The 18954-nt window shown below is 39.5% G+C and carries 21 protein-coding genes and 1 pseudogene; 7 read left to right on the top strand and 15 right to left on the bottom strand.

All coding sequences use genetic code 11. The features are described 5' to 3' along the window. Position 1: 1 nt before the first annotated feature. From fliQ to fliF, 12 genes are all read right to left on the bottom strand, one after another. Entirely contained in the window at positions 2-271 is a 270-nt protein-coding gene (gene fliQ, locus DK858_RS05135; protein WP_006533156.1) for a flagellar biosynthesis protein FliQ, read from the bottom strand. A 15-nt stretch (positions 272-286) separates the two neighbouring features. After that, the gene (fliP, locus tag DK858_RS05130; protein ID WP_006533155.1) at positions 287-1057 is read right to left on the bottom strand and encodes a flagellar type III secretion system pore protein FliP; all 771 of its coding nucleotides are present in this window, start codon (positions 1055-1057) and stop codon (positions 287-289) included. Continuing rightward, complete coding sequence (gene fliO, locus DK858_RS05125; protein WP_109396466.1) at positions 1057-1503, bottom strand: flagellar biosynthetic protein FliO; 447 nt, start codon at positions 1501-1503, stop codon at positions 1057-1059. Before fliO ends, fliP begins: the two co-directional genes overlap by 1 nt. A gap of 3 nt (positions 1504-1506) precedes the next feature. Next, complete coding sequence (fliN, locus tag DK858_RS05120) at positions 1507-1917, bottom strand: flagellar motor switch protein FliN (RefSeq protein WP_006533153.1); 411 nt, start codon at positions 1915-1917, stop codon at positions 1507-1509. Next, positions 1910-2941 (bottom strand): flagellar motor switch protein FliM, encoded by a 1032-nt coding sequence (gene fliM / locus DK858_RS05115; protein WP_006533152.1) that lies wholly within the window; start codon positions 2939-2941, stop codon positions 1910-1912. The genes fliN and fliM overlap by 8 nt, the downstream gene beginning before the upstream one ends. A 5-nt stretch (positions 2942-2946) precedes the next feature. Beyond that, positions 2947-3429 (bottom strand): flagellar basal body-associated protein FliL, encoded by a 483-nt coding sequence (gene fliL / locus DK858_RS05110; protein ID WP_006533151.1) that lies wholly within the window; start codon positions 3427-3429, stop codon positions 2947-2949. Between the two features lie 177 nt (positions 3430-3606). After that, a complete protein-coding gene (locus DK858_RS05105) occupies positions 3607-5010 on the bottom strand; it encodes a flagellar hook-length control protein FliK (RefSeq protein ID WP_109396465.1) in 1404 nt (467 codons plus the stop codon). After that, on the bottom strand, positions 5010-5456 hold the full coding sequence (gene fliJ / locus DK858_RS05100) for a flagellar export protein FliJ (RefSeq protein ID WP_006533149.1): 447 nt from the start codon (positions 5454-5456) through the stop codon (positions 5010-5012). The genes DK858_RS05105 and fliJ overlap by 1 nt, the downstream gene beginning before the upstream one ends. Positions 5457-5492: 36 nt before the next feature. Then, complete coding sequence (gene fliI, locus DK858_RS05095; RefSeq protein ID WP_109396464.1) at positions 5493-6860, bottom strand: flagellar protein export ATPase FliI; 1368 nt, start codon at positions 6858-6860, stop codon at positions 5493-5495. Beyond that, positions 6860-7579 carry a flagellar assembly protein FliH gene (gene fliH / locus DK858_RS05090; RefSeq protein ID WP_109396463.1) on the bottom strand — a complete coding sequence of 240 codons (720 nt, stop codon included), beginning with the start codon at positions 7577-7579 and terminating at the stop codon, positions 6860-6862. The genes fliI and fliH overlap by 1 nt, the downstream gene beginning before the upstream one ends. Beyond that, positions 7572-8570: a flagellar motor switch protein FliG gene (gene fliG, locus DK858_RS05085; RefSeq protein ID WP_109396462.1), complete on the bottom strand. Its 999-nt coding sequence runs from the start codon at positions 8568-8570 to the stop codon at positions 7572-7574. The genes fliH and fliG overlap by 8 nt, the downstream gene beginning before the upstream one ends. Beyond that, a complete protein-coding gene (gene fliF / locus DK858_RS05080) occupies positions 8567-10294 on the bottom strand; it encodes a flagellar basal-body MS-ring/collar protein FliF (RefSeq protein ID WP_109396461.1) in 1728 nt (575 codons plus the stop codon). The genes fliG and fliF overlap by 4 nt, the downstream gene beginning before the upstream one ends. Positions 10295-10570: 276 nt before the next feature. On the opposite strand from fliF, the gene fliE reads away from it, so the two are divergent. The 5 genes from fliE (at position 10571) to DK858_RS05055 (ending at position 14255) form a co-directional block, all read left to right on the top strand. Next, positions 10571-10882, top strand: a complete 312-nt coding sequence (fliE, locus tag DK858_RS05075) for a flagellar hook-basal body complex protein FliE (protein WP_162556427.1) — start codon at positions 10571-10573, stop codon at positions 10880-10882. Positions 10883-11365: 483 nt separating this feature from the next. Continuing rightward, on the top strand, positions 11366-11704 hold the full coding sequence (locus tag DK858_RS05070) for a GlpM family protein (protein ID WP_194294825.1): 339 nt from the start codon (positions 11366-11368) through the stop codon (positions 11702-11704). Positions 11705-11936: 232 nt separating this feature from the next. After that, a complete protein-coding gene (locus tag DK858_RS05065) occupies positions 11937-12152 on the top strand; it encodes a hypothetical protein (RefSeq protein ID WP_023581839.1) in 216 nt (71 codons plus the stop codon). A 350-nt stretch (positions 12153-12502) separates the two neighbouring features. Next, on the top strand, positions 12503-13636 hold the full coding sequence (locus tag DK858_RS05060) for a hypothetical protein (RefSeq protein WP_109396458.1): 1134 nt from the start codon (positions 12503-12505) through the stop codon (positions 13634-13636). Between the two features lie 148 nt (positions 13637-13784). After that, positions 13785-14255, top strand: a complete 471-nt coding sequence (locus tag DK858_RS05055; RefSeq protein ID WP_109396457.1) for a GNAT family N-acetyltransferase — start codon at positions 13785-13787, stop codon at positions 14253-14255. 140 nt (positions 14256-14395) lie between these two features. Here the strand turns inward: DK858_RS05055 and fliT are convergent, their stop codons facing one another. The 3 genes from fliT to fliD are packed head-to-tail and all read right to left on the bottom strand — an operon-like array spanning position 14396 to position 16605. Continuing rightward, complete coding sequence (gene fliT / locus DK858_RS05050) at positions 14396-14749, bottom strand: flagellar protein FliT (protein ID WP_109396456.1); 354 nt, start codon at positions 14747-14749, stop codon at positions 14396-14398. Positions 14750-14767: 18 nt separating this feature from the next. After that, positions 14768-15166: a flagellar export chaperone FliS gene (gene fliS / locus DK858_RS05045; RefSeq protein WP_109396455.1), complete on the bottom strand. Its 399-nt coding sequence runs from the start codon at positions 15164-15166 to the stop codon at positions 14768-14770. A 20-nt stretch (positions 15167-15186) separates the two neighbouring features. Beyond that, on the bottom strand, positions 15187-16605 hold the full coding sequence (gene fliD, locus DK858_RS05040; RefSeq protein ID WP_109396454.1) for a flagellar filament capping protein FliD: 1419 nt from the start codon (positions 16603-16605) through the stop codon (positions 15187-15189). Positions 16606-16991: 386 nt separating this feature from the next. Here fliD and DK858_RS05035 point away from each other — a divergent pair, with 386 nt between their 5' ends. Both DK858_RS05035 and DK858_RS05030 read left to right on the top strand, forming a co-directional pair. Then, positions 16992-18110, top strand: coding sequence for a FliC/FljB family flagellin (locus tag DK858_RS05035; RefSeq protein WP_109396453.1), 1119 nt, complete (start codon positions 16992-16994; stop codon positions 18108-18110). Between the two features lie 442 nt (positions 18111-18552). Continuing rightward, a pseudogene (locus DK858_RS05030) lies at positions 18553-18894 on the top strand (flagellin N-terminal helical domain-containing protein); the annotation flags it as partial. Between the last annotated feature and the right edge of the window lie 60 nt (positions 18895-18954).

Here is an 18954-nt window from a genome sequence, read left to right as displayed (position 1 = left end):
ATTAACCAATCATCCCTGGAATGCCTGTAAATAAGTTATGCATATAATCGACAAGTAAACTTAGCATCCAAGGACCCGCAACTAAAATAGCGACTAATACAGCAAGAATTTTTGGAATAAACGATAATGTCATTTCGTTTATTTGCGTTGCAGCTTGAAGCATACTGATCACAAGCCCCGTCACCAGAGCGGACAATAAAAGCGGGCCTGCTAGTGACAAAGCAATTTTCATCGCTTCAGTACCTAGTGCTAAGACGGATTCTGGTGTCATAGGGTTACCTCTGCGCTAATTAAAAAAGCTTTGTGCAAGCGAGCCTAGTATTAATTGCCAGCCATCTACTAAAACAAAAAGCATAAGTTTAAATGGCAATGAAACTGTAGCTGGTGGCACCATCATCATACCTAGCGCCATCAACACACTGGCAACAACTAAGTCGATAATAAGAAAAGGAATAAAAATCATAAAACCAATTTGAAAGGCGGTTTTTAGTTCACTGGTGATATAAGCAGGCACTAAAATACGCATTGGCACACTTTCGCGAGTTTCAAACGCAGGTGCATCAGCAAGACGAGCAAACAGAGCCAAGTCAGTTTCACGAGTTTGTTGCATCATAAACTGACGTAGAGGTTTCGAACCATTTTCTAAGGCTTGCTCGAAGGTAATTTGATCTTCAGTAAATGGCATATAGGCATCTTGATAAATTTTATCAAAAACCGGTGCCATAATGAAAAATGTCATAAATAACGCTAAACCAAGAACCACTTGGTTTGGCGGAGCAGAAGGTGTACCTAACGCATTACGTAATAATCCAAGGACAATAATAATGCGGGTAAAGCTTGTCATCATCAGTAAAACAGCAGGAATAAACCCTAATGCTGTAATGAAGATTAAAGTTTGTACTGGTAATGACCAACTTTGACCACCACCCGGTAAAGGCTGTGTAATAATACCCGGAAATTGGGCAAACGCACTGGTAGGTAACAAGAGTAAAACCAGCACACTAGCGAAGAGACGCCAACGCTTTAATGCGTTAAAAAAAGTGACACACTGATGCATTATGAGTTGCCTTTATCTCGCTTTAGCGTTTTTTGTAATATTTGAGTAAACAGTGACGATGTTGGTGATGAGATCGCTTCCTGCGAGGCTTTATCAGGAACGGGTAATTTATGCAGCAGATTTACCTGCGATGTAGTTACCCCTAATACGAGCCATTCCTGTTCTATTTCAACCACCACCACACGCTCTTTTGCACCTAATGAACAACTTGCTTTAACATTAAGTTGTGCAGTCGTTCCTTTTAATGAGCCACGGGTAAAGCCAAAACGGCGAAATAACCACATTGCAACAATAATAAGAACAATGATGCCTGCAAGTGCCGTGCTAACTTGAGCAAGGCTTTGGCCTACAGGCAACGGTTGTGTCGGTGTTTGAACAGTTTGTGTTGTAGCGGGCGCGGTAGTATTTACCGCACCTTGGCTGGAAAAGGAAGGAAGCTGTTCCATAGATTAACGACTCAGGCGACGCATACGTTCTGATGGTGTAATGATATCGGTAATGCGAATACCATATTTATCAGAAACAACCACAACTTCACCTTGAGCGATTAAATAGCCATTGATAAGAATATCAAGAGGCTCACCAGCTAAACCATCCAGTGAAACGACAGAACCTTGTGACAGGCTAAGTAATTTTTTAATGGTCATTTTGGTGCGACCTAACTCTACTGTTAATTTGACTGGAATATCCATAATCAAATTAATGTCAGATAGATGGTTCAATGTGTCGTCTTCAGGTAAAAGATGTTCAAATAGATCGGAACTATTATCCTGGCTTTTACCAGTTTGCTGTTCCATTGCATCAGCCCACATATCCTCAGCCGATTGTGAATTATCAGTTGGGCGATTTGCATCACTCATTGGTTTGTTCCTCATCCAGAGCGTTTAAAACAGGGTTAATTAGGTGTTCAACACGAAGGGCATATTGCCCATTTACTGTACCGTATTGGCTCGTTAATACGGGCACACCATCAACATGTGCAATCAATCTTTCTGGTTTATCAATCGGGATAACATCCCCTTCTTTAAGTGTTAACACTTTTGATAAGCGCAGTGGGATGTCAGTAAAGTTTGCGACCAGTTCAAGCTCTGAATGCTGAACTTGGTTGACTAAACTATCTAACCAAACCCCATCTTCTTGACGAACATTTTCAATTGGTGGATTGATCAGTCGTTCACGTAATGGCTCAATCATGGCAAATGGAATACAAATGCTAAACTCCCCAACCATGGAGCCAATTTCTACCTGAAAAGGTGTCGTAACAACAATGTCATTCGGTGATGAGGTGATATTGGTAAATTTCACCTGCATTTCAGAACGAACATATTCCACCTGAATTTTGAATATGGAATCCCAAGCATCACGGTAGGCATCAAGTGCCAATTTCAACATTTTGTTGATGATCCGCTGCTCTGTGTTGGTAAATTCACGCCCTTCCACAGGGATTGGAAAACGTCCATCACCACCAAACAGGTTATCTACCGCGATATAAACCAGATTGGGTTCAAAAGTAAATAATGCTGTTCCTCGTAACGGTTTTAAATGCACCAAGTTAAGATTCGTTGGTACAGGTAAATTACGAGCAAAGTCGTGATATGGATGAATTTTAATGCCACCAACAGTAATGTCAGGACTCCGGCGAAGCATGTTAAACAGCCCCATACGGAATTGACGCGCAAAGCGTTCGTTAATAATCTCTAACGACTGTAAACGTTCTCGAACCACACGACGTTGCGTGTTGGGGTCATAAGGCTGAATATCCGGTTCATTCGGATCCTTCGCTATCGCAGGTTCCCTGTTCGCGCTTTTTTTGGCGTCGTCACCTGATGTGTCATCATTCAGCAGAGCATCAATCTCTGCCTGTGAAAGGATATTATCGCTCATAATGATTATCGCAGAATAAACGTGGTAAACAGTACATCGGAGAGGATCTGTTCAGATTCTCCCGGTACGAGAGTCGGTCTCAGCGTTTCTTTTACATCCGTCATTAGCTGGAGTTTTCCATTGTCTGTCGCGAGCTTATTAGCCTGCTGACGAGAAAGCAGTAATAACAAGCGACTACGAACTTCAGGTAAATAATCATGTAGACGCTTACGAGTGTCTTCATTATGTAATCTTAATGTGATCCCTATGTAGAGCACTCTGTCTAAGTGTTCTTCGTCATCAATTAGATTTACCGTAAAGGGTTCTAATGACATAAAAACGGGTGCTGGTATAACTTTTTGCTGACTTGTGCCCGCTGAACCTGATTTAGCATGCTTCAATGCCCACCAACTATATCCACCGAATGCCGCTGCAATAATGGCGATCACCAATAATACGATGATCAGAATTAAGCTATAGCTTTTACGTTCATTGCTGTAATTAGACATGGACAGTTAAATTCCTGTTTTGTAGTGGATACGTGTTCACTGTTGTGGACTTCCATATCCATCTAAATCAACCTTAATTATCCCGCTATTTCTGTTTTTTAATTGCAGAAACAGATAGGGAAAAAACCATTAACTCTTACGTTTATTGACATAGTGTCTCCTCCCAATACATTTGTATTAGGCGAAAATATCAACACCACCACGAGCAGATGCTAATTCTTGAGGCGTAAGAGTTATCTTTTGTAGTGCCGTTTCAGAGGCTAATTGCAGAGAATTACCCTCGCTTCCTTGATGATTATCGGCACCATCTCCACTAAATTGAGAGGAATCTGACATATTTTGTTGTTGCCAACTGTCATTAGTGTCGCTAGACACTTGACTCTGCGTGAGCTGGATCCCATTTTCAGAGAGCGCTTGACGCAATTGATGCATGGCATTTTCTAATACAGAACGAACTTGTCCGTTTTGTGAAGCTAGGTGTAGCTGTGCTTGCCCATCTTCTATTTTCATGCGGATATGTAATGAACCTAGCTCTTCAGGGTGTAAACGTAGCTCGGCCTTTTGTAAGCCATTACGACTAAACATCACAATTTGTTGATTTAGCTGCTGTTGCCACTCTTGTGTTCCCACTTGTGCATTTAATACCTGTGTTGCCATCGGTGAGAATTGCATTTGTGGTTGTGTTGAAGAGTGAGCATGACCCGCAATGCTTTGTGAAGCCAAAGAAGAAGAGCTAGAAAGCGGGTTATGAAGATCACTTTCTACAACAGGATTACGGGGTACCAGTTGTTGAGCAACATTGTCTGCTAATTTTGCATTTGTAACTTGCTTATCGCCGTTTAGTAATGCATTCACTTTTTCTGCTGTTGGCGTTAAAAGCGTTGCGACGCTATCTCCTTTTTTCACAGAAGATTTTTCTGTTTGATTAGCGCCGACAAGTGTACTTTCTGTTGCTAATGTTGCAGCTTCTGGACGTAGCTGGGTTAACAAGGACTTTTCATCTGATTTTGATAGATTTAGCTTGTCGGTAAGGTTGAATTCCGACATATCGCTATCTTTTGAAATAGTACGCGCTAACGAGGCTAAGCCTTCATCACCTTTAACTGATTGATGCTGTTGTAATGCTTGAGTCAGTTGTTCTGTGGGCAGGGTTAAGCGTTTTAATCCAGGTAATCCTGCTAATTGAACAGGCAGTTCGGCTGCAAGCTCTTCTGCTGACATTAATAAAGAAGGGGTTTTATTTTCAACAATAGTCGCAAATTGTTCATTATCTGGCAAAGTAAGAGCCAATTGAGATTTCTCAAGAGATGACTCTTCTACCACACTAGGTTCTGTGATAGCAGACGCAAGATGACTACCGTCTTCTTTTGTTTTGTCTTCATCAGAGTGTGAATGTGCCTTATTTTCTTTTGTTGAATGATTTGTGATATTGGCTGTCTTTTTATCACTCTGTGCATTTTGAGGTTGAGAACCCAAAAGCTGAGCAAATGTCGGGGCATTATCACCGGGTTGACTATTTGAAGCGGATGTCGTTCCCGGAGAGGCTGCTGCGACATCCATGGTCAGAAGCGTTATCTCCATCAAGTTGTTCTCCGTAAAGTACTACGCTGTGCGTACTCATCCATTTGTTTCTGTTCAATACGATCAAGATGTCGCTTACGGCTATCTTCAGCGCGTTGCTCCAAAGTCTCAAATGCATTGAGTCGTTGCTGTTTTTCTCTCCATTGCTCAGTTGCAAGATCTAGCTGCGCCTGCCAATGTTGAAGTTGTTGTTTATGTTGTTCGATAGTCAATTCGAGCGTTTTTAGAAATTGTTGGTAGTTTTGCCACGATGCTGACGACATCCCCCCTAAATTCAACGTTTCATTTAGACGTACACGGTATTCATCCTGATACCCAATCAACATATTGAGTTGCTGTTCCATTTGTTGATGACTCTGCCGGACCTGAGCCAGTTGAATAGCGGCTTGTTCAGCCGCTGTCTGTGCCAGTTCTCTCAGTGTCACTAAAGGTGACTGCTCCCGCATTGGAACCCTCTTTACTTTCTCTGATTATGTTCAGAATTAGTTTATTGTGATCAGTTGATTAAGTTGCTCACATGCACTTTGATAACTGCATTGCTCTTGGATATCTTGTTGTAAGAACTTCGCGAGGGATGGATAAAGTGCAATGGCTTTATCAAGCATAGGATCACTCCCCGCAGCATAAGCACCTACGTTAATTAAATCGCGGTTACGTTGATAACTAGACAAAAGTTGTTTAAACACTTGTACGCGACGATAATGTGTTTTATCAATCAATGAGGTCATTGCACGGCTTATAGACGCTTCGATATCGATAGCAGGGTAGTGCCCTGATTCTGCCAGAGAACGCGAAAGCACAATGTGGCCATCTAAAATTGCACGCGCAGAGTCTGCAATAGGATCTTGCTGATCATCACCTTCTGTTAAAACAGTATAGAAAGCCGTAATAGAACCGCCACCATCAACGCCATTTCCTGCACGTTCGACCAGTGCGGGCAATTTAGCAAATACAGAAGGTGGATAGCCTTTGGTTGCAGGTGGCTCGCCGACAGCAAGGGCAATTTCACGTTGCGCCATACTGTAACGTGTGAGTGAGTCCATAATCAGTAAGACATGTTTTCCGCGATCACGAAAATCTTCGGCAATACGTGTTGCATAGGAAGCGCCTTGCATTCGAAGAAGTGGTGACACGTCCGCTGGTGCTGCTACAACGACAGAGCGCGCTAAACCATCTGTACCGAGAATGTTTTCAATAAAATCTTTAACTTCACGTCCACGTTCACCAATTAATCCAACAACAATCACATCAGCTTGAGTAAAACGCGCCATCATGCCTAATAGCACACTTTTACCGACACCAGAGCCTGCAAAAAGCCCCATACGCTGACCACGACCTACAGTCAACAGTGAATTGATTGCACGCACGCCCACATCCAGTACATCAGTAATAGGGGTACGTTGTAGTGGATTGATAGGTGGCGTAATAAGTGGGGCACGATAACCTGTATCTGGTGGTGGTAATCCATCTAAAGGATAACCAGAGCCATCTAAAACACGCCCTAACAGCGCATCTCCAAGAGGTAATTGACGACCTTCATTTTCCCCACCCGGAGTAGCCTGTGCATAAACACGAGCACCCGGTGTTAATCCTTCGACTTCTTGTAAAGGCATTAACAACATTTGGCTACCATTAAACCCAACGACTTCACTTTCAACTTCTTCAACAGTTTTACCAATGGTACGTTCTATTAAACATGTAGAGCCAAGGGGCATAACAAGCCCCTTAGCTTCCATGACTAAACCTGTAGCTCTGGTTAAACGACCATATTGACGTACACGCGGAATTTTATTTAAACGCGCTTCTGCATCACTGAGCTTTTCTAACCAACGCCCCAATCTTGCTGTCATTACAACGCCTCCGGAGCAGCAAGACGGCAAAGCTCATGCCAACGAGTTGCAATCGTGGCATCAAGATCGCCATCATTTGTCACAACACGGCATCCACCAACATGAATACTGTTATCGGCAACCACTTTCCAACCATGAGCAGAAAGTGAATCACCCAGCTCTTTCTCAATTTGTGGAATATGTTTTGGGTTAACTCTTAATTGTGGATTACTTGAGAACATTTGTTCTTGTTGCAACATTAAGGTGATTTGCGCCAGTAATGCAGAACCATCACAAACCGCAGGCTGACCGAGAACTTCTTTTGCCGCAGTGAGGGCGATTTGCATTAAACGCGAAGCAATAACACTGTCTAACCCATTTAAAGAGTGCCTAAACTCAGCCAACAAACCTTGCCATTCATTAATTAATGGTGATTGCTGAGCAATGCCTTGGCGAATACCTTCTTCAATACCTGATTGTAATCCAGCCTGATAGCCTTCCTGATAACCCTGGTTTTTCCCTGCCTCAAGGCCTTCAGCGTGGCCCAATTTCTGGGCCTTTTCTTTCATGTCATCAAGCATATTAATTTGCTCAAGGACTTTCTGTTGCTGAACGACTTCTTTTTCCTGTTTTTCGACTTCCTTTTCGTTTTCTGTCGTTTCCTCGACAGTTAATGCCCAATCAGTGAGTTCTTTTGGAACCCAAGGCTTCCAGTTAGTATCAGTATGTTTATCAGACATAGGTATCGTCTCCTCCATGAAGAACAACCTCTCCAGTCTCTGCTAATTTGCGTACCACAAGCAGAATGGCTTTCTGCTCTGCTTCCACTTGAGACATACGAACAGGGCCGCGAGAACTCAAGTCATCACGCATGATTTCAGCAGCACGTTGTGACATATTGTTGAGGAAGTGATCGCGTAGCTCTTGATCGCATCCTTTCAATGCCACAACCAAGGAGTCGGATTCCACTTCCTGTAGAATGCGCTGGATAGAACGGTTGTCGATATCGATAAGGTTTTCGAACAGGAACATTTCGTCGATAATTTTTTGTGCCAATTCGCCGTCATAATCACGAACCGCAGTAATGACATTCTCTTCTTGCTGGCTCTTCATCAAGTTGATGATTTCAGCAGCAGTACGAACACCACCCATTTTACTGCGTTTGAGGTTTTGACCATCAAGCAGGTTATTCAGTACTTCAGTTAACTCTGCTAATGCTGACGGTTGAACACCACCAAATGTTGCGATACGTAACATTACGTCATTACGTAATTTCTCATCAAATAGGGCAAGAATATCTGCTGCTTGACCCCGTTTGAGATGAACCAAGATGGTTGCGATAATCTGCGGATGTTCGTCGCGGATAATATCGGCAGCCATTTGTGGCTCCATAAAGTTAAGTGTCTCGATACCCGTCGTTGTTTCGCGAGTTTCTGATATCTCATCTAATAGATTATTTGCACGTTCTTCACCCAAGGCTTTAACAAGAACTGAGCGTAAATAATCGTTCGCATTGACGTTCAATGCTGCGTATTGAACAGCGTCTTCTTCAAAACTTGCCATAACATCAATCAATTGTTGATTTGAAATCTGACGCATTGAAGACATTGCAATACTCAGCTGTTGAACTTCGCGTGTACTTAGATGTTTAAATACTTCCGCCGCTCGATCTTCACCGAGTGTTAGTAACATAACGGCGCTTTTTTCGGTTCCAGTTAAGTTATTACTCATTGTTCTTTACTCATCCATTGACGAATTACCATTGCGACGACACGAGGATCTTTCTCTGCCATTTCACGGATACGTTGGCTCTGCAATTCGGCACTTACACGTTGACGTGCTTGCTTACGTCTTGCTTCGTCATCTAATTCTGCTTCATCAACATCATCTTTAACTTCTAGCTTGGTTTTCAGCACGGCTTTCTGTGCTGCAGCTTCAGCTTCACGGCGTTTTTCAATCTGTGGTTTCACCAGTTTGCGCCACAAGATCCATGCGATGATGATAAGTAATAACCAGCGACCTAAATCTAATGCTTTCGCAATAATTTCAGGATTTTCCCATACAGGAACGGTGATCACTTTCTCTTCAATATCGTTGAACTGTGAGTTTACGACACTTAAAGAGTCACCACGTTCTTGGGAATACCCCATCGCTTCACGAACAAGTCCTTCAATTTGCTGGATTTGCTCATCAGTTAGCGGAACAAGTTTAGTTTCAACAACAGGCTCTTCGCCTTCAGCGGCTTCTTTCTTATCTTCAACTGTTTTGTAGTTCACAATAACAGCTACAGAAAGACGTTCGACATTACCTACAGGACGTTTGATATGGCGAATTCGGCGATCAACTTCATAGTTGGTTGTTTCATCTAAACGGCTATTGCTGTTTGGATTGCGTGTTAATGAGCGATTAGTTCCCGTTGCATTGGCACCATCTGTTTTTTCACCTTCTTGCGCCTTTGGCGTTTCAATTGGCGCTTGTGGTGGAGCAACAGGTTGATTAGATAATGCTCCGGGGACACCGCCAGCTAACATGCCGCCATTTTGCTCACTTTGGCTCAACTGTTTTGAACGCACCGCGGCTTGATTTGGTGGCTGGTTTGGTTTGTACTCTTCCGCTGTCTCTTCTGTATGAGAGAAGTCAACTTGAGCTGTCACCTGTGCATGAACGTTTCCACGACCCACAATTGGGCCTAATAACGTTTCAATACGCTGCTGATAACGGCTTTCTAGCTCTTGAACATATTTCAGTTGGATAGAGTTAAGATCGCGACCTAACGCATCTGGTTGTGTCAATAGTTTGCCACTCTGGTCAACGATGGTCACACTGCTGTCAGGCATACCTGCAACACTGCTCGCAACGATATGCACAATGGCATTAATTTGACCTTCATCCAGCGCTCTACCCTGTAAAAGACCCACCGTAACGGATGCAGAAGGGGATTTCTGTTCACGAACAAAAAGAGATGGTTTTGGCAGTGCTAAATGAACTCGAGCATTTTGTACAGGACCTAATGTTTCGATAGTGCGAGCAAGCTCACCTTCAAGTGCACGTTGATAATTAATCTGTTCACTAAATTGGCTGATCCCGAACTTTTCTTTATCTAACAGTTCAAAACCGGCAGCACCGCCTTTTGGAAGCCCCGCTTGTGCGAGTTTCAGGCGTAATTCATGAACCTGATTGTCAGGCACCATAATCGCCGCGCCATTTTGTGACAAGCGATAAGGTACATTCATCTGTGTTAACTGTGTGACAATTTCGCCACCGTCTTTATCGCTAAGATTACTATAAAGCACCTTATAATCAGGGCTTTGTAACCATAAAAATGCAGCAACAAAAATGGCAATCGCCGCCGAGCCCGCAATAATGAGCGGAATTTTCGGATCGGCTTTTATCCGGTTAATAATGGCGTTAAAACCCTTATTCTGGTTCACAACGTCGGTTTTTTCGGCATTCATAGACAATCCTTGCCTTGTAGTTCGGGATGAATACTAAAAGCGTGGCGTAACAAAACAGACTCCCCTTACGCAAATAAATAAACCTACTCTCAGGTGTCTCATTATTGGCCTTTTGCGTTTCATTTAATGGCGTAATTAGCCCTTAACTTTTGCGTTAATTACTCGCTTTGGAATGAAGCCCCTGTGTTAGGGTATAACTCGGTAAGCGTGTTGGTTCACTTCCTTACTATGACATTGATTCAATAATTGAATTAGATGATTAACGCAGAGGTTTATATGTCAATTCCAGCTATTGAAAGTGTTCTGGATAAAATGCAAATCCAGACTTTACAAGCATCCAATATTGCGAAACCCCAACCCGTACAAGCCGGATTTGCAACTCAGCTTGTTCAAGCCGTGGGTAAAATTAATGAAACTCGAATGAATGCAACCAACAAAGTTCAAGCGTTTACTTTAGGTACACCGGGTGTTGAATTAAACGATGTGATGGTGGATATGCAAAAATCCAGTATCTCATTGCAAATGGGTATACAAGTGCGTAATAAGCTCGTGACTGCTTATCAAGAAATCATGTCGATGCAGGTGTAGTACCTTATCATTTGATAACGGTAGCTTTTCTTTTATATAACTATAAAGAAGCACCTAATCACAATAGAATGGGGCAGCTTGCTCAAAATCATTGAATAGATGATATAAGCTTTCGAATGTGATTAAACATTCGAATACTTATATTATTGTTTGCTATTTATGGTAATGAGTGCCCCGATTTTTGCAGATGGGATAGACACGTCATTTTATTGATGTGCGATTTTGCACATCCATTTCAAAGCAGCTTGCTCTCTTATCTCTTCTTATCTTTCAAAAAAGATCAAAAGTAATTGTTAAATAAGTTACTTAACCTATGTTGGATTAGTTTTGTATAAAGCTTGGTCATCGTCTTTCTTCTTAATTTTTCTATTATATTTTCTAAATATTTAATTACATTTTAAATAACTAAAAATAAAACCAGCCCACATACAAATATGAATAGGTATGATAAAACTAAGATTTTTATAACTTGATGAAAACATCATGGGATTACTGATTAAAGCGCTGATAGGTGCATTTGTAGTGGTATTAATCGCGGTATTATCGAAATCTCGTCATTACTATATTGCGGGATTGGTTCCGTTATTTCCAACGTTTGCACTTATTGCACACTATATTGTTGGCTCTGAACGCTCTATTGAAGCGTTGTGTACCACCATTATTTTTAGTCTATGGGCTGTTATTCCTTATCTGGTTTATCTAATTTCACTCTATGTGATGATCAACTATGTAAAATTACTTTCGGCACTGGCAACGGCAGTTATCTGCTGGATTATCGCGGCTTGGTTACTTATTCAATTATGGAACAGATTTCATGGATAGCGTATTTACGCTTATCTAGTTATTATCGCGCAAAAAATAAAACTAGAGAGAATATGAAAAGATCATTGCAACAAAAAATAATTCAAATATGTAATGACAAAAATTTAGCTAAAGGAAAGTGCGCTTAATTTTCTTACGATGAAGTTCATCTTTTTATAAAACGGTTTTATTAAACTAAAATTTATTGATTATTATCACATTAAAGTAGGTCATAAACCGCTATGGTAATTACATGATTAATAACGTAAACGGTGATGATATGGAATATTGGTTTATTGCGTATAAAGTGCGTTCCAGAAATGGTGATACCTACGCCGGACATAAAATTGTAGAAACAGAAAGTGGGATCACACCCCATATTGCGTTAGAAAAAGCATGTCAGGAAGTTGCTGAAGGAGCACAAGCTGATATTCCTGCAGTGAGAGTAGTTGCTTTTAATCGTTTATAACATATTCTTCCTAATAGAAAATCCCACATTTATTAATGTGGGATTTTTTTTATCTAAATTTAAAATTTGGTTATTTAATACACTTTTTATGAACTGATTAACTAATAGAATTAATAAAAAAGTAAGGTATCCACTTATAAAATATAATTACATTGATCTGATAGACTTTTTTCATTTCTTTTACCTAAATAATATTTAATTATGTGATCTCAGCTCTATTAATTTACTTTTACTCATTGAATAAAAAAAAGCTTATGGTTAATGTGCTGGTGAGCTAAGGAATAGCTCAATACAAGGAAATAAAAATCATTATTTTGATTTTTTAGTTATTAATAAAAGGAAATTTAATTATGACAGTATTAACCGTTTATTTATGTGGTACTGGGTCTAACTCATTTGATAATAATAATCCGACTTTCTGGCAAGGTGAATTAGTCTCCACGTTAGCGCAAAATAATCAAGGAAGAGAGTTTGCACAGTGGTTTATTATTGATGGCCCGGGTAGTGGTAATCTGCAAGAAGATGATTTATGGGTTGAAAGCCCTAATTACTCTGATATTAAGGGATCGTTATTTGGCAGTGGCTGGGAAGAAAATGTCAATCACGCACTTTGCTTAATGAAAGGTAACTTTGATTGGCAACGTGAAAAGTTAACCGAAGTGCAGTATAACCAACTGAAAAAAGCTGGTATTCCTATTGAAGACGTCAAAGTCACAGGCTCTTTTTTATGGCGTAAATATGACTATGGCGACCGTCAAGTCACTCAGCAACAACTTCAACAGCAAATTATTCGTATCTTCCGTAAAGATGGCATTATTCCAACACAAGTTAACTTAGTGGGGTGGAGTCGTGGTGGTATTACTTGCCATATGCTAGCGAATGCGATGTTGGCAGATCCTCAATTAAAAGATATACCAGTGAATATTTTTGCTATTGACCCTGTTCCAGGTCCACTGAATTTCCAACCAGAAAAAGTCACGCTGGGTAAAAACGTCAAAGAATATGTCGGATTTTATGCAAGAGATGAGCGCTCTAAAGGATTTACTTGCGTGATCCCAACCGTCGCTGCTGATACTAAAATGCATATTTTCCCTATTTCAGGACGCCACGCCACATTAGTCGGCAATGCTTCTATTGATGGTAGTACAGGTGAAAATGCATTGTATGCACCGGGTTTAGTGGTTCGCCACTTTGCAGAAGTCTGTTTAACTCGCTGGGGTTGTGATTTAGCAAATAAATTAGCCTTAACGGATACACAAATAACAGATTATCAGACTGATATTGCTAATGATGCAGATAAATATATAGCAATGCGCCGTAAAACCTACTCTATCCATGAAAGTACGGGTAAAGATGAACGCAAAGTTTCATTAGGTAAAGAGGGGAAAGCATTCTCTGAGATCTATGGTGAACAATATAACCCATCAGTGGGTTTAACAGCGGATTATTTATCTAATCAGCAACTCTATGATGTAATTAAATAAATTACTAGTTATCAGATTATTATGAGCTAATATGTCGCCTACAGTTAAGTAGGCGATTTTTTATTTGCTTTCGTAGAAAGATAATAAAAAATTATTGAAATTATACTAATGCACTATAATCAAGAGATAAAAATCACGAGCTAATCACATGAATTGGATTTTAAAATCATTTTCACAACTCACCACCGATGAGTTGTACGCTATTTTAGCTTTAAGAAATCAGGTTTTTATTTGTGAACAGCAATGTGCTTATCAAGATCTGGATGGGGTAGATCAAAATACATTACATCTGCTTGCGAAAGAGGAAGATAGCCAGCAACTTATTGCTTATGCTCGTTTGTTGCCACAAGGCATCGCATTTAAAGAAGCTTCAATAGGGCGGGTAATTGTTGCTCAAAAACAGCGGGGAAGAGGTATTGCTCATCAGTTAATAAAAGAGGCGATTGCAACAACATGCCATCAATTTAATACCCATACAATAAAAATAATGGCACAGGTTTATTTAGTCTCATTTTATCAATCACATGGTTTTGTTATCGATTCAGAAACGTATCTTGAAGACAACATTCCACATATTGATATGGTGTTAGTGCAATCTGTGCAATCTATGTCTATGTAATCAAAAATAAAAAACAAAAATAAAAAGTGGTAGACGTTGATTTTTACGTTACCGATAACAAGTTAAGCTGAATAATAGGAGTGGCTTTTCTAAGTAAAGACGCCATTAGCTAATAAAACCGCTTTTGGCGCAGAGGAGAGTTATTTAAGATTGAGATCAGGATAATAACTATGTTCTGTAAACTGACCATAGCTATTCTGTACCCTCTGCTCTTGTTCAGTCTGTCTTATTAATATGCCAAGCTCATCTAGACGAGCCCGTAATAAATTGCGCGTCTCGTTTTCGTTTTCTAAGATTTTTTTTAGCATATCCGTGAGGCGTTGTTGTAGTCTCAGCTCACCATCAGCCGGTTTTATCATCTTAGTGATATTTTCTACGCTTTTTAAATAATCCATTTCCATTTCTATCAGCTTGTCCCATTGCTGATCTTTGGCAAGCGTTAACATTTGCTCACTTGATTTTAAAACATGCTCGTAAGCCGCCATAATATCCATATTGTTGTCCACTCTAATTTAATAAGAATTAATCTGTGTGCCGATTTGTTGCCAAGCATCAGAAATTTCAGTTAAGAGCTTGATGACTTCATGAATTTTTTCTGGATTATTTTTTAAGTTAGCATCGAGTAGCTGATTAACCATATAGTCATAAAGGAGCTCCAGATTTTCTGCAAGCTCACCGCCTTTTTCTTTATCCAGACCTTGTTTTAATCCGTTACCAATAATATTAATGGCTTTAGAAATATTTTCGCCTTTACCGGCGATATTTCCTTGTTCCATTAATATTAATGCACGGCGAAGGGCGCTTAGCGCCCCATTAAATAGGATCTGGATCAGCTGGTAAGGAGAAGCATTTAAAATCTCGCTTTCAACGTCGATTTGAGCATACATTTTACTGGCTGATTGTTGATACATATTATCCTACTTTTTAAAAATTAACCTAATAAACGGCCAATTGAGGCACTAGAGTTAGTCATGGAGTTGACCATTTTATCTAACTGTTGGAACTGGTTTTTATAGCGTTCCATCGTGGCGGCAATATTGCGCTCTGTGTTTTTAATTTGACTATCTAATGTTTTCTTGCGTTTTTTCACGCCATCAGTGGCAACATCTAAAGTACCATCATTAGATTGCAGAGTTTTCTTTAGGTAATTATAGGTTTGAGTACCAAAGCCTGTTTCTTTACCGTCACCCATAAAAAACTCTTTCACGTTAGCGGGTTTTTCTTTTAACGCTTCATCCAGTTTTTTGCTATCGATATCTAAAGAGCCATCAACCTTAAATTTAATCCCCATTTTATTAAGGGTATCTAAATCAGAGGTGCTTTGTGAACTTGTTACAAAGCTTTTTAGTTCTGACATAATCATACGGCTGGTAGTATCACCCAGTAATACACCATTATCTTTCGATGCTGCTTCGCCTTTCTCTACTTGCGTGTATTTAGTAAGAGATTTGTAGGTACTGTTTAATTCGTTATAAGCGTCAGTCCAAGCTTGGATCGCTTTTTTCATTGGCTCAATATCACGAGCAACAGTGACTATTTCAGGCTTATCTGCTTTGTCTTTATTATCAAACGTTGTTTTCTTAAGATTTAATGTGATCCCTTCAGGGGCATCTTTAATCTCATTGGTTTGACGCTCAATTTCAATGCCATTAATCGTTAATTTAGCATTGTTTGCTTTAACGATTTCTTGCATCGCGCCACTGTTAGATTTAGATGAATAACTAAGAAAATTATTTAGCTCATCATCACCCTCAACAGTGATTTCCATTTGTGAATCAGTACCTTCTTTACGAGAAGTTAGTACTAAGTGGTTAACACCATCTTTTGCTTTAACGATAGTGGCAGAAACATTACCCTCTTTTTTATTGATTGCATCACGCAATTCAATCATAGAGGTTTGCTCATCAGTTAACTCAATGCGTAAAGGTTCTTTTTCACCTTCTTGGGTAATCACTAAGGTGCGTTTATTACCATCACCTAATGTTTTTCCAATAGGTACTTTTACATCGCTTACCGCTTTTGATTTCAATGTTTGTGCGTGAGCAATTTTATCTATCGAGACGGTATAGTTACCAATGCTGGCTTTACCATCCGTCGTCACTTTAAAGGCATCAAACTCATCGTCTACTTTGGTGGCAACAATTTCGTCAAATTTCTTTAAGTTTTCTGACGCTTTTTGTAACTTATCAAGTTGGCTACGGATCTTACCATAAGCGGTAATTTGCGCTTCGTAGCTTTTCATTTTTTTATCTAGGGGTTCAAGGCGTTTATTTTCCGCCGCCTCTAATTGTGCCAATGTTTGGCTAAGAGGCATCCCTGAGCCCACGCCTAGTGAAGCAATACCAGCCATACCGGTCTCCTTTCTGTGTTCGTAAAATAATCCTCAAGAACCGTTATCGGTAGAATCGGCGAAAAGTTTACGTCTATTTGGTATTTTTGATGACGTAAACAGGCTGCCATATAGAAGCCATTTATTGGCATTGGGAACCAAAGTCGAATTTAGATGAATAAAAATAGCTTGAGACGAAAATTGATAAAAAATGAATAAAAAAATAATAAATTAATTTCCTTATTTATCATTGGGTTGATGTTGGTTATATAAAAAATCGCAGAAATATTTGTAGGAAAAATTAAAGGTTGCATGTGGGGTGCCGATAAACTTGTTGCCGGTGATTGACACCGTAAATGAATAGGCAAACTTTTATTTTATCGACTTGATTTTAAAGGAATCTAGCTATGGCACAAGTCATTAATACCAACTATCTATCTCTGGTAACTCAAAACAACCTGAACAAATCTCAGGGAGCTTTAGGAAGTGCAATCGAGCGTCTGTCTTCTGGTCTACGTATCAACAGCGCTAAAGACGATGCTGCAGGTCAAGCGATTGCTAACCGTTTCACTTCAAACGTAAATGGTTTAACTCAAGCATCACGTAATGCGAACGATGGTATCTCTATCGCTCAAACTACTGAAGGTGCGCTGAACGAAATCAACAACAACTTACAACGTATCCGTGAGTTAACAGTTCAAGCTAAAAATGGTACTAACTCTAATTCAGACATCACTTCAATCCAAAACGAAGTAACTGAACGTTTAGCAGAAATCAACCGTATTTCTGAACAAACTCAGTTTAACGGTGTTAAAGTACTGAGTGGTGAGAAGTCTGAAATGACTATCCAAGTAGGTACTAACGATAAAGAAGTTATCAAGTTTAACTTAGATAAAGTTGATAACGATACTTTAGGTGTTTCAAGTGACAAACTGTTTACTGAAACTACAGCTAAAAAAGGCGTAACGGCAAAAGGCGGTGGCATTACAGTAGCTGGTGATCTTGATAAAGTTGTTTCAGGTGCAACAAAAACGGCTACTGGTACAACTTTATCTAAATATACTGTTGATACTGTAGAGTCAGCAGATAAATTCATTTTCAATGATGGTACTAAAGATTATTTAGTATCAGCTTCAGACCTTGAACTGACTGGTACTCCTAAAGAAGAAATCAATATCAAAGCAGGTTCAAAAACCACTGCTAATGAATTTACTGCTGATGCAGGTAAAGACGTTAAAACTTTAGACGTTAAAGATGACGCTTTAGCAACTTTAGATAAAGCTATCAATACAATTGATGAAAGCCGTTCTAAATTAGGTGCGATTCAAAACCGTTTTGAATCTACTATCAATAACCTGAACAACACTGTTAACAACTTATCTGCTTCACGTAGCCGTATCTTAGATGCTGACTACGCAACAGAAGTTTCTAACATGAGCCGTGGTCAAATCCTGCAACAAGCTGGTACTTCTGTACTTGCTCAAGCAAACCAAGTACCACAAACTGTTCTGTCTCTGTTACGTTAATTCGTACACTGACATAAAAGATACCTTTCTATATTCAAAAGGTCCTCGTAAGAGGGCCTTTTTTTGTTTTGTGTTAAAAAGTATTTATATTTTTTCTTTATCTATCAAGTTACATGCTTATGTAACTAGACGTTTTTAAGGATATATTCGCTTGTCGCTTAGTTCTGCACTTTGAATTATTTAAAATATAGATTCTCAGTCTATTATATTTAAACTCACTTTTTTTTAGTTTTATTTTTTCTCTCAATCTCTTTTACTTTTTTCTGCAATCAATTACTTCTTATAAATTAACTAACTGGCTTTTTTTGCTATTTTCGCGACGCCAAAAATCGTAAATCCCTCAAATTTGATGACGATAGTGTTTAGGCAACGTTATTACAGTGACGTAATAACAAACCTATTCATTTAAAAGTATTTTAAAATCAAGTTGAAGGAATATTGTATGGCACAAGTCATTAATACCAATTACCTGTCATTGGTCACTCAAAATAATTTGAATCGTTCACAAAGTGCATTAGGTAATGCGATTCAACGTTTATCTTCTGGTTTACGTATTAATAGCGCCAAGGATGACGCAGCGGGTCAAGCAATAGCAAACCGTTTTACGGCTAATGTTAAAGGTTTAACTCAAGCGGTACGTAATGCGAACGATGGTATTTCGATAGCCCAAACCACAGAAGGGGCTTTGAATGAGATTAATAATAACTTGCAACGTATTCGTGAGTTAACCGTCCAAGCAAAAAATGGTTCTAATTCAGATTCTGATATTAAATCTATTCAAGATTGCGTTTTACTTTAGATGATGAGCAATATTAATTTATATTAATCAGCCAGTTAAAAGAGT

The organism is Proteus faecis, assembly GCF_003144395.1.
GTDB lineage: Bacteria > Pseudomonadota > Gammaproteobacteria > Enterobacterales > Enterobacteriaceae > Proteus > Proteus faecis.
Note: the sequence above shows the minus strand (reverse complement) of the source record. Positions and strands in the feature narration are given on the sequence as shown.

Coding starts and splice junctions, on each gene's coding strand:
- fliP (WP_006533155.1), bottom strand. CDS start 1,057: ATGCATCAGTGTGTCACTTTTTTTAACGCATTAAAGCGTTGGCGTCTC.
- fliT (WP_109396456.1), bottom strand. CDS start 14,749: ATGGATATTATGGCGGCTTACGAGCATGTTTTAAAATCAAGTGAGCAA.
- fliE (WP_162556427.1), top strand. CDS start 10,571: ATGTCAATTCCAGCTATTGAAAGTGTTCTGGATAAAATGCAAATCCAG.
- fliN (WP_006533153.1), bottom strand. CDS start 1,917: ATGAGTGATGCAAATCGCCCAACTGATAATTCACAATCGGCTGAGGAT.
- DK858_RS05060 (WP_109396458.1), top strand. CDS start 12,503: ATGACAGTATTAACCGTTTATTTATGTGGTACTGGGTCTAACTCATTT.
- DK858_RS05035 (WP_109396453.1), top strand. CDS start 16,992: ATGGCACAAGTCATTAATACCAACTATCTATCTCTGGTAACTCAAAAC.
- fliD (WP_109396454.1), bottom strand. CDS start 16,605: ATGGCTGGTATTGCTTCACTAGGCGTGGGCTCAGGGATGCCTCTTAGC.
- DK858_RS05065 (WP_023581839.1), top strand. CDS start 11,937: ATGATTAATAACGTAAACGGTGATGATATGGAATATTGGTTTATTGCG.
- fliH (WP_109396463.1), bottom strand. CDS start 7,579: ATGTCTGATAAACATACTGATACTAACTGGAAGCCTTGGGTTCCAAAA.
- fliF (WP_109396461.1), bottom strand. CDS start 10,294: ATGAATGCCGAAAAAACCGACGTTGTGAACCAGAATAAGGGTTTTAAC.
- fliL (WP_006533151.1), bottom strand. CDS start 3,429: ATGTCTAATTACAGCAATGAACGTAAAAGCTATAGCTTAATTCTGATC.
- fliQ (WP_006533156.1), bottom strand. CDS start 271: ATGACACCAGAATCCGTCTTAGCACTAGGTACTGAAGCGATGAAAATT.
- fliJ (WP_006533149.1), bottom strand. CDS start 5,456: ATGCGGGAGCAGTCACCTTTAGTGACACTGAGAGAACTGGCACAGACA.
- DK858_RS05070 (WP_194294825.1), top strand. CDS start 11,366: ATGGGATTACTGATTAAAGCGCTGATAGGTGCATTTGTAGTGGTATTA.
- DK858_RS05055 (WP_109396457.1), top strand. CDS start 13,785: ATGAATTGGATTTTAAAATCATTTTCACAACTCACCACCGATGAGTTG.
- fliM (WP_006533152.1), bottom strand. CDS start 2,941: ATGAGCGATAATATCCTTTCACAGGCAGAGATTGATGCTCTGCTGAAT.
- fliG (WP_109396462.1), bottom strand. CDS start 8,570: ATGAGTAATAACTTAACTGGAACCGAAAAAAGCGCCGTTATGTTACTA.
- fliS (WP_109396455.1), bottom strand. CDS start 15,166: ATGTATCAACAATCAGCCAGTAAAATGTATGCTCAAATCGACGTTGAA.
- fliI (WP_109396464.1), bottom strand. CDS start 6,860: ATGACAGCAAGATTGGGGCGTTGGTTAGAAAAGCTCAGTGATGCAGAA.
- DK858_RS05105 (WP_109396465.1), bottom strand. CDS start 5,010: ATGGAGATAACGCTTCTGACCATGGATGTCGCAGCAGCCTCTCCGGGA.
- fliO (WP_109396466.1), bottom strand. CDS start 1,503: ATGGAACAGCTTCCTTCCTTTTCCAGCCAAGGTGCGGTAAATACTACC.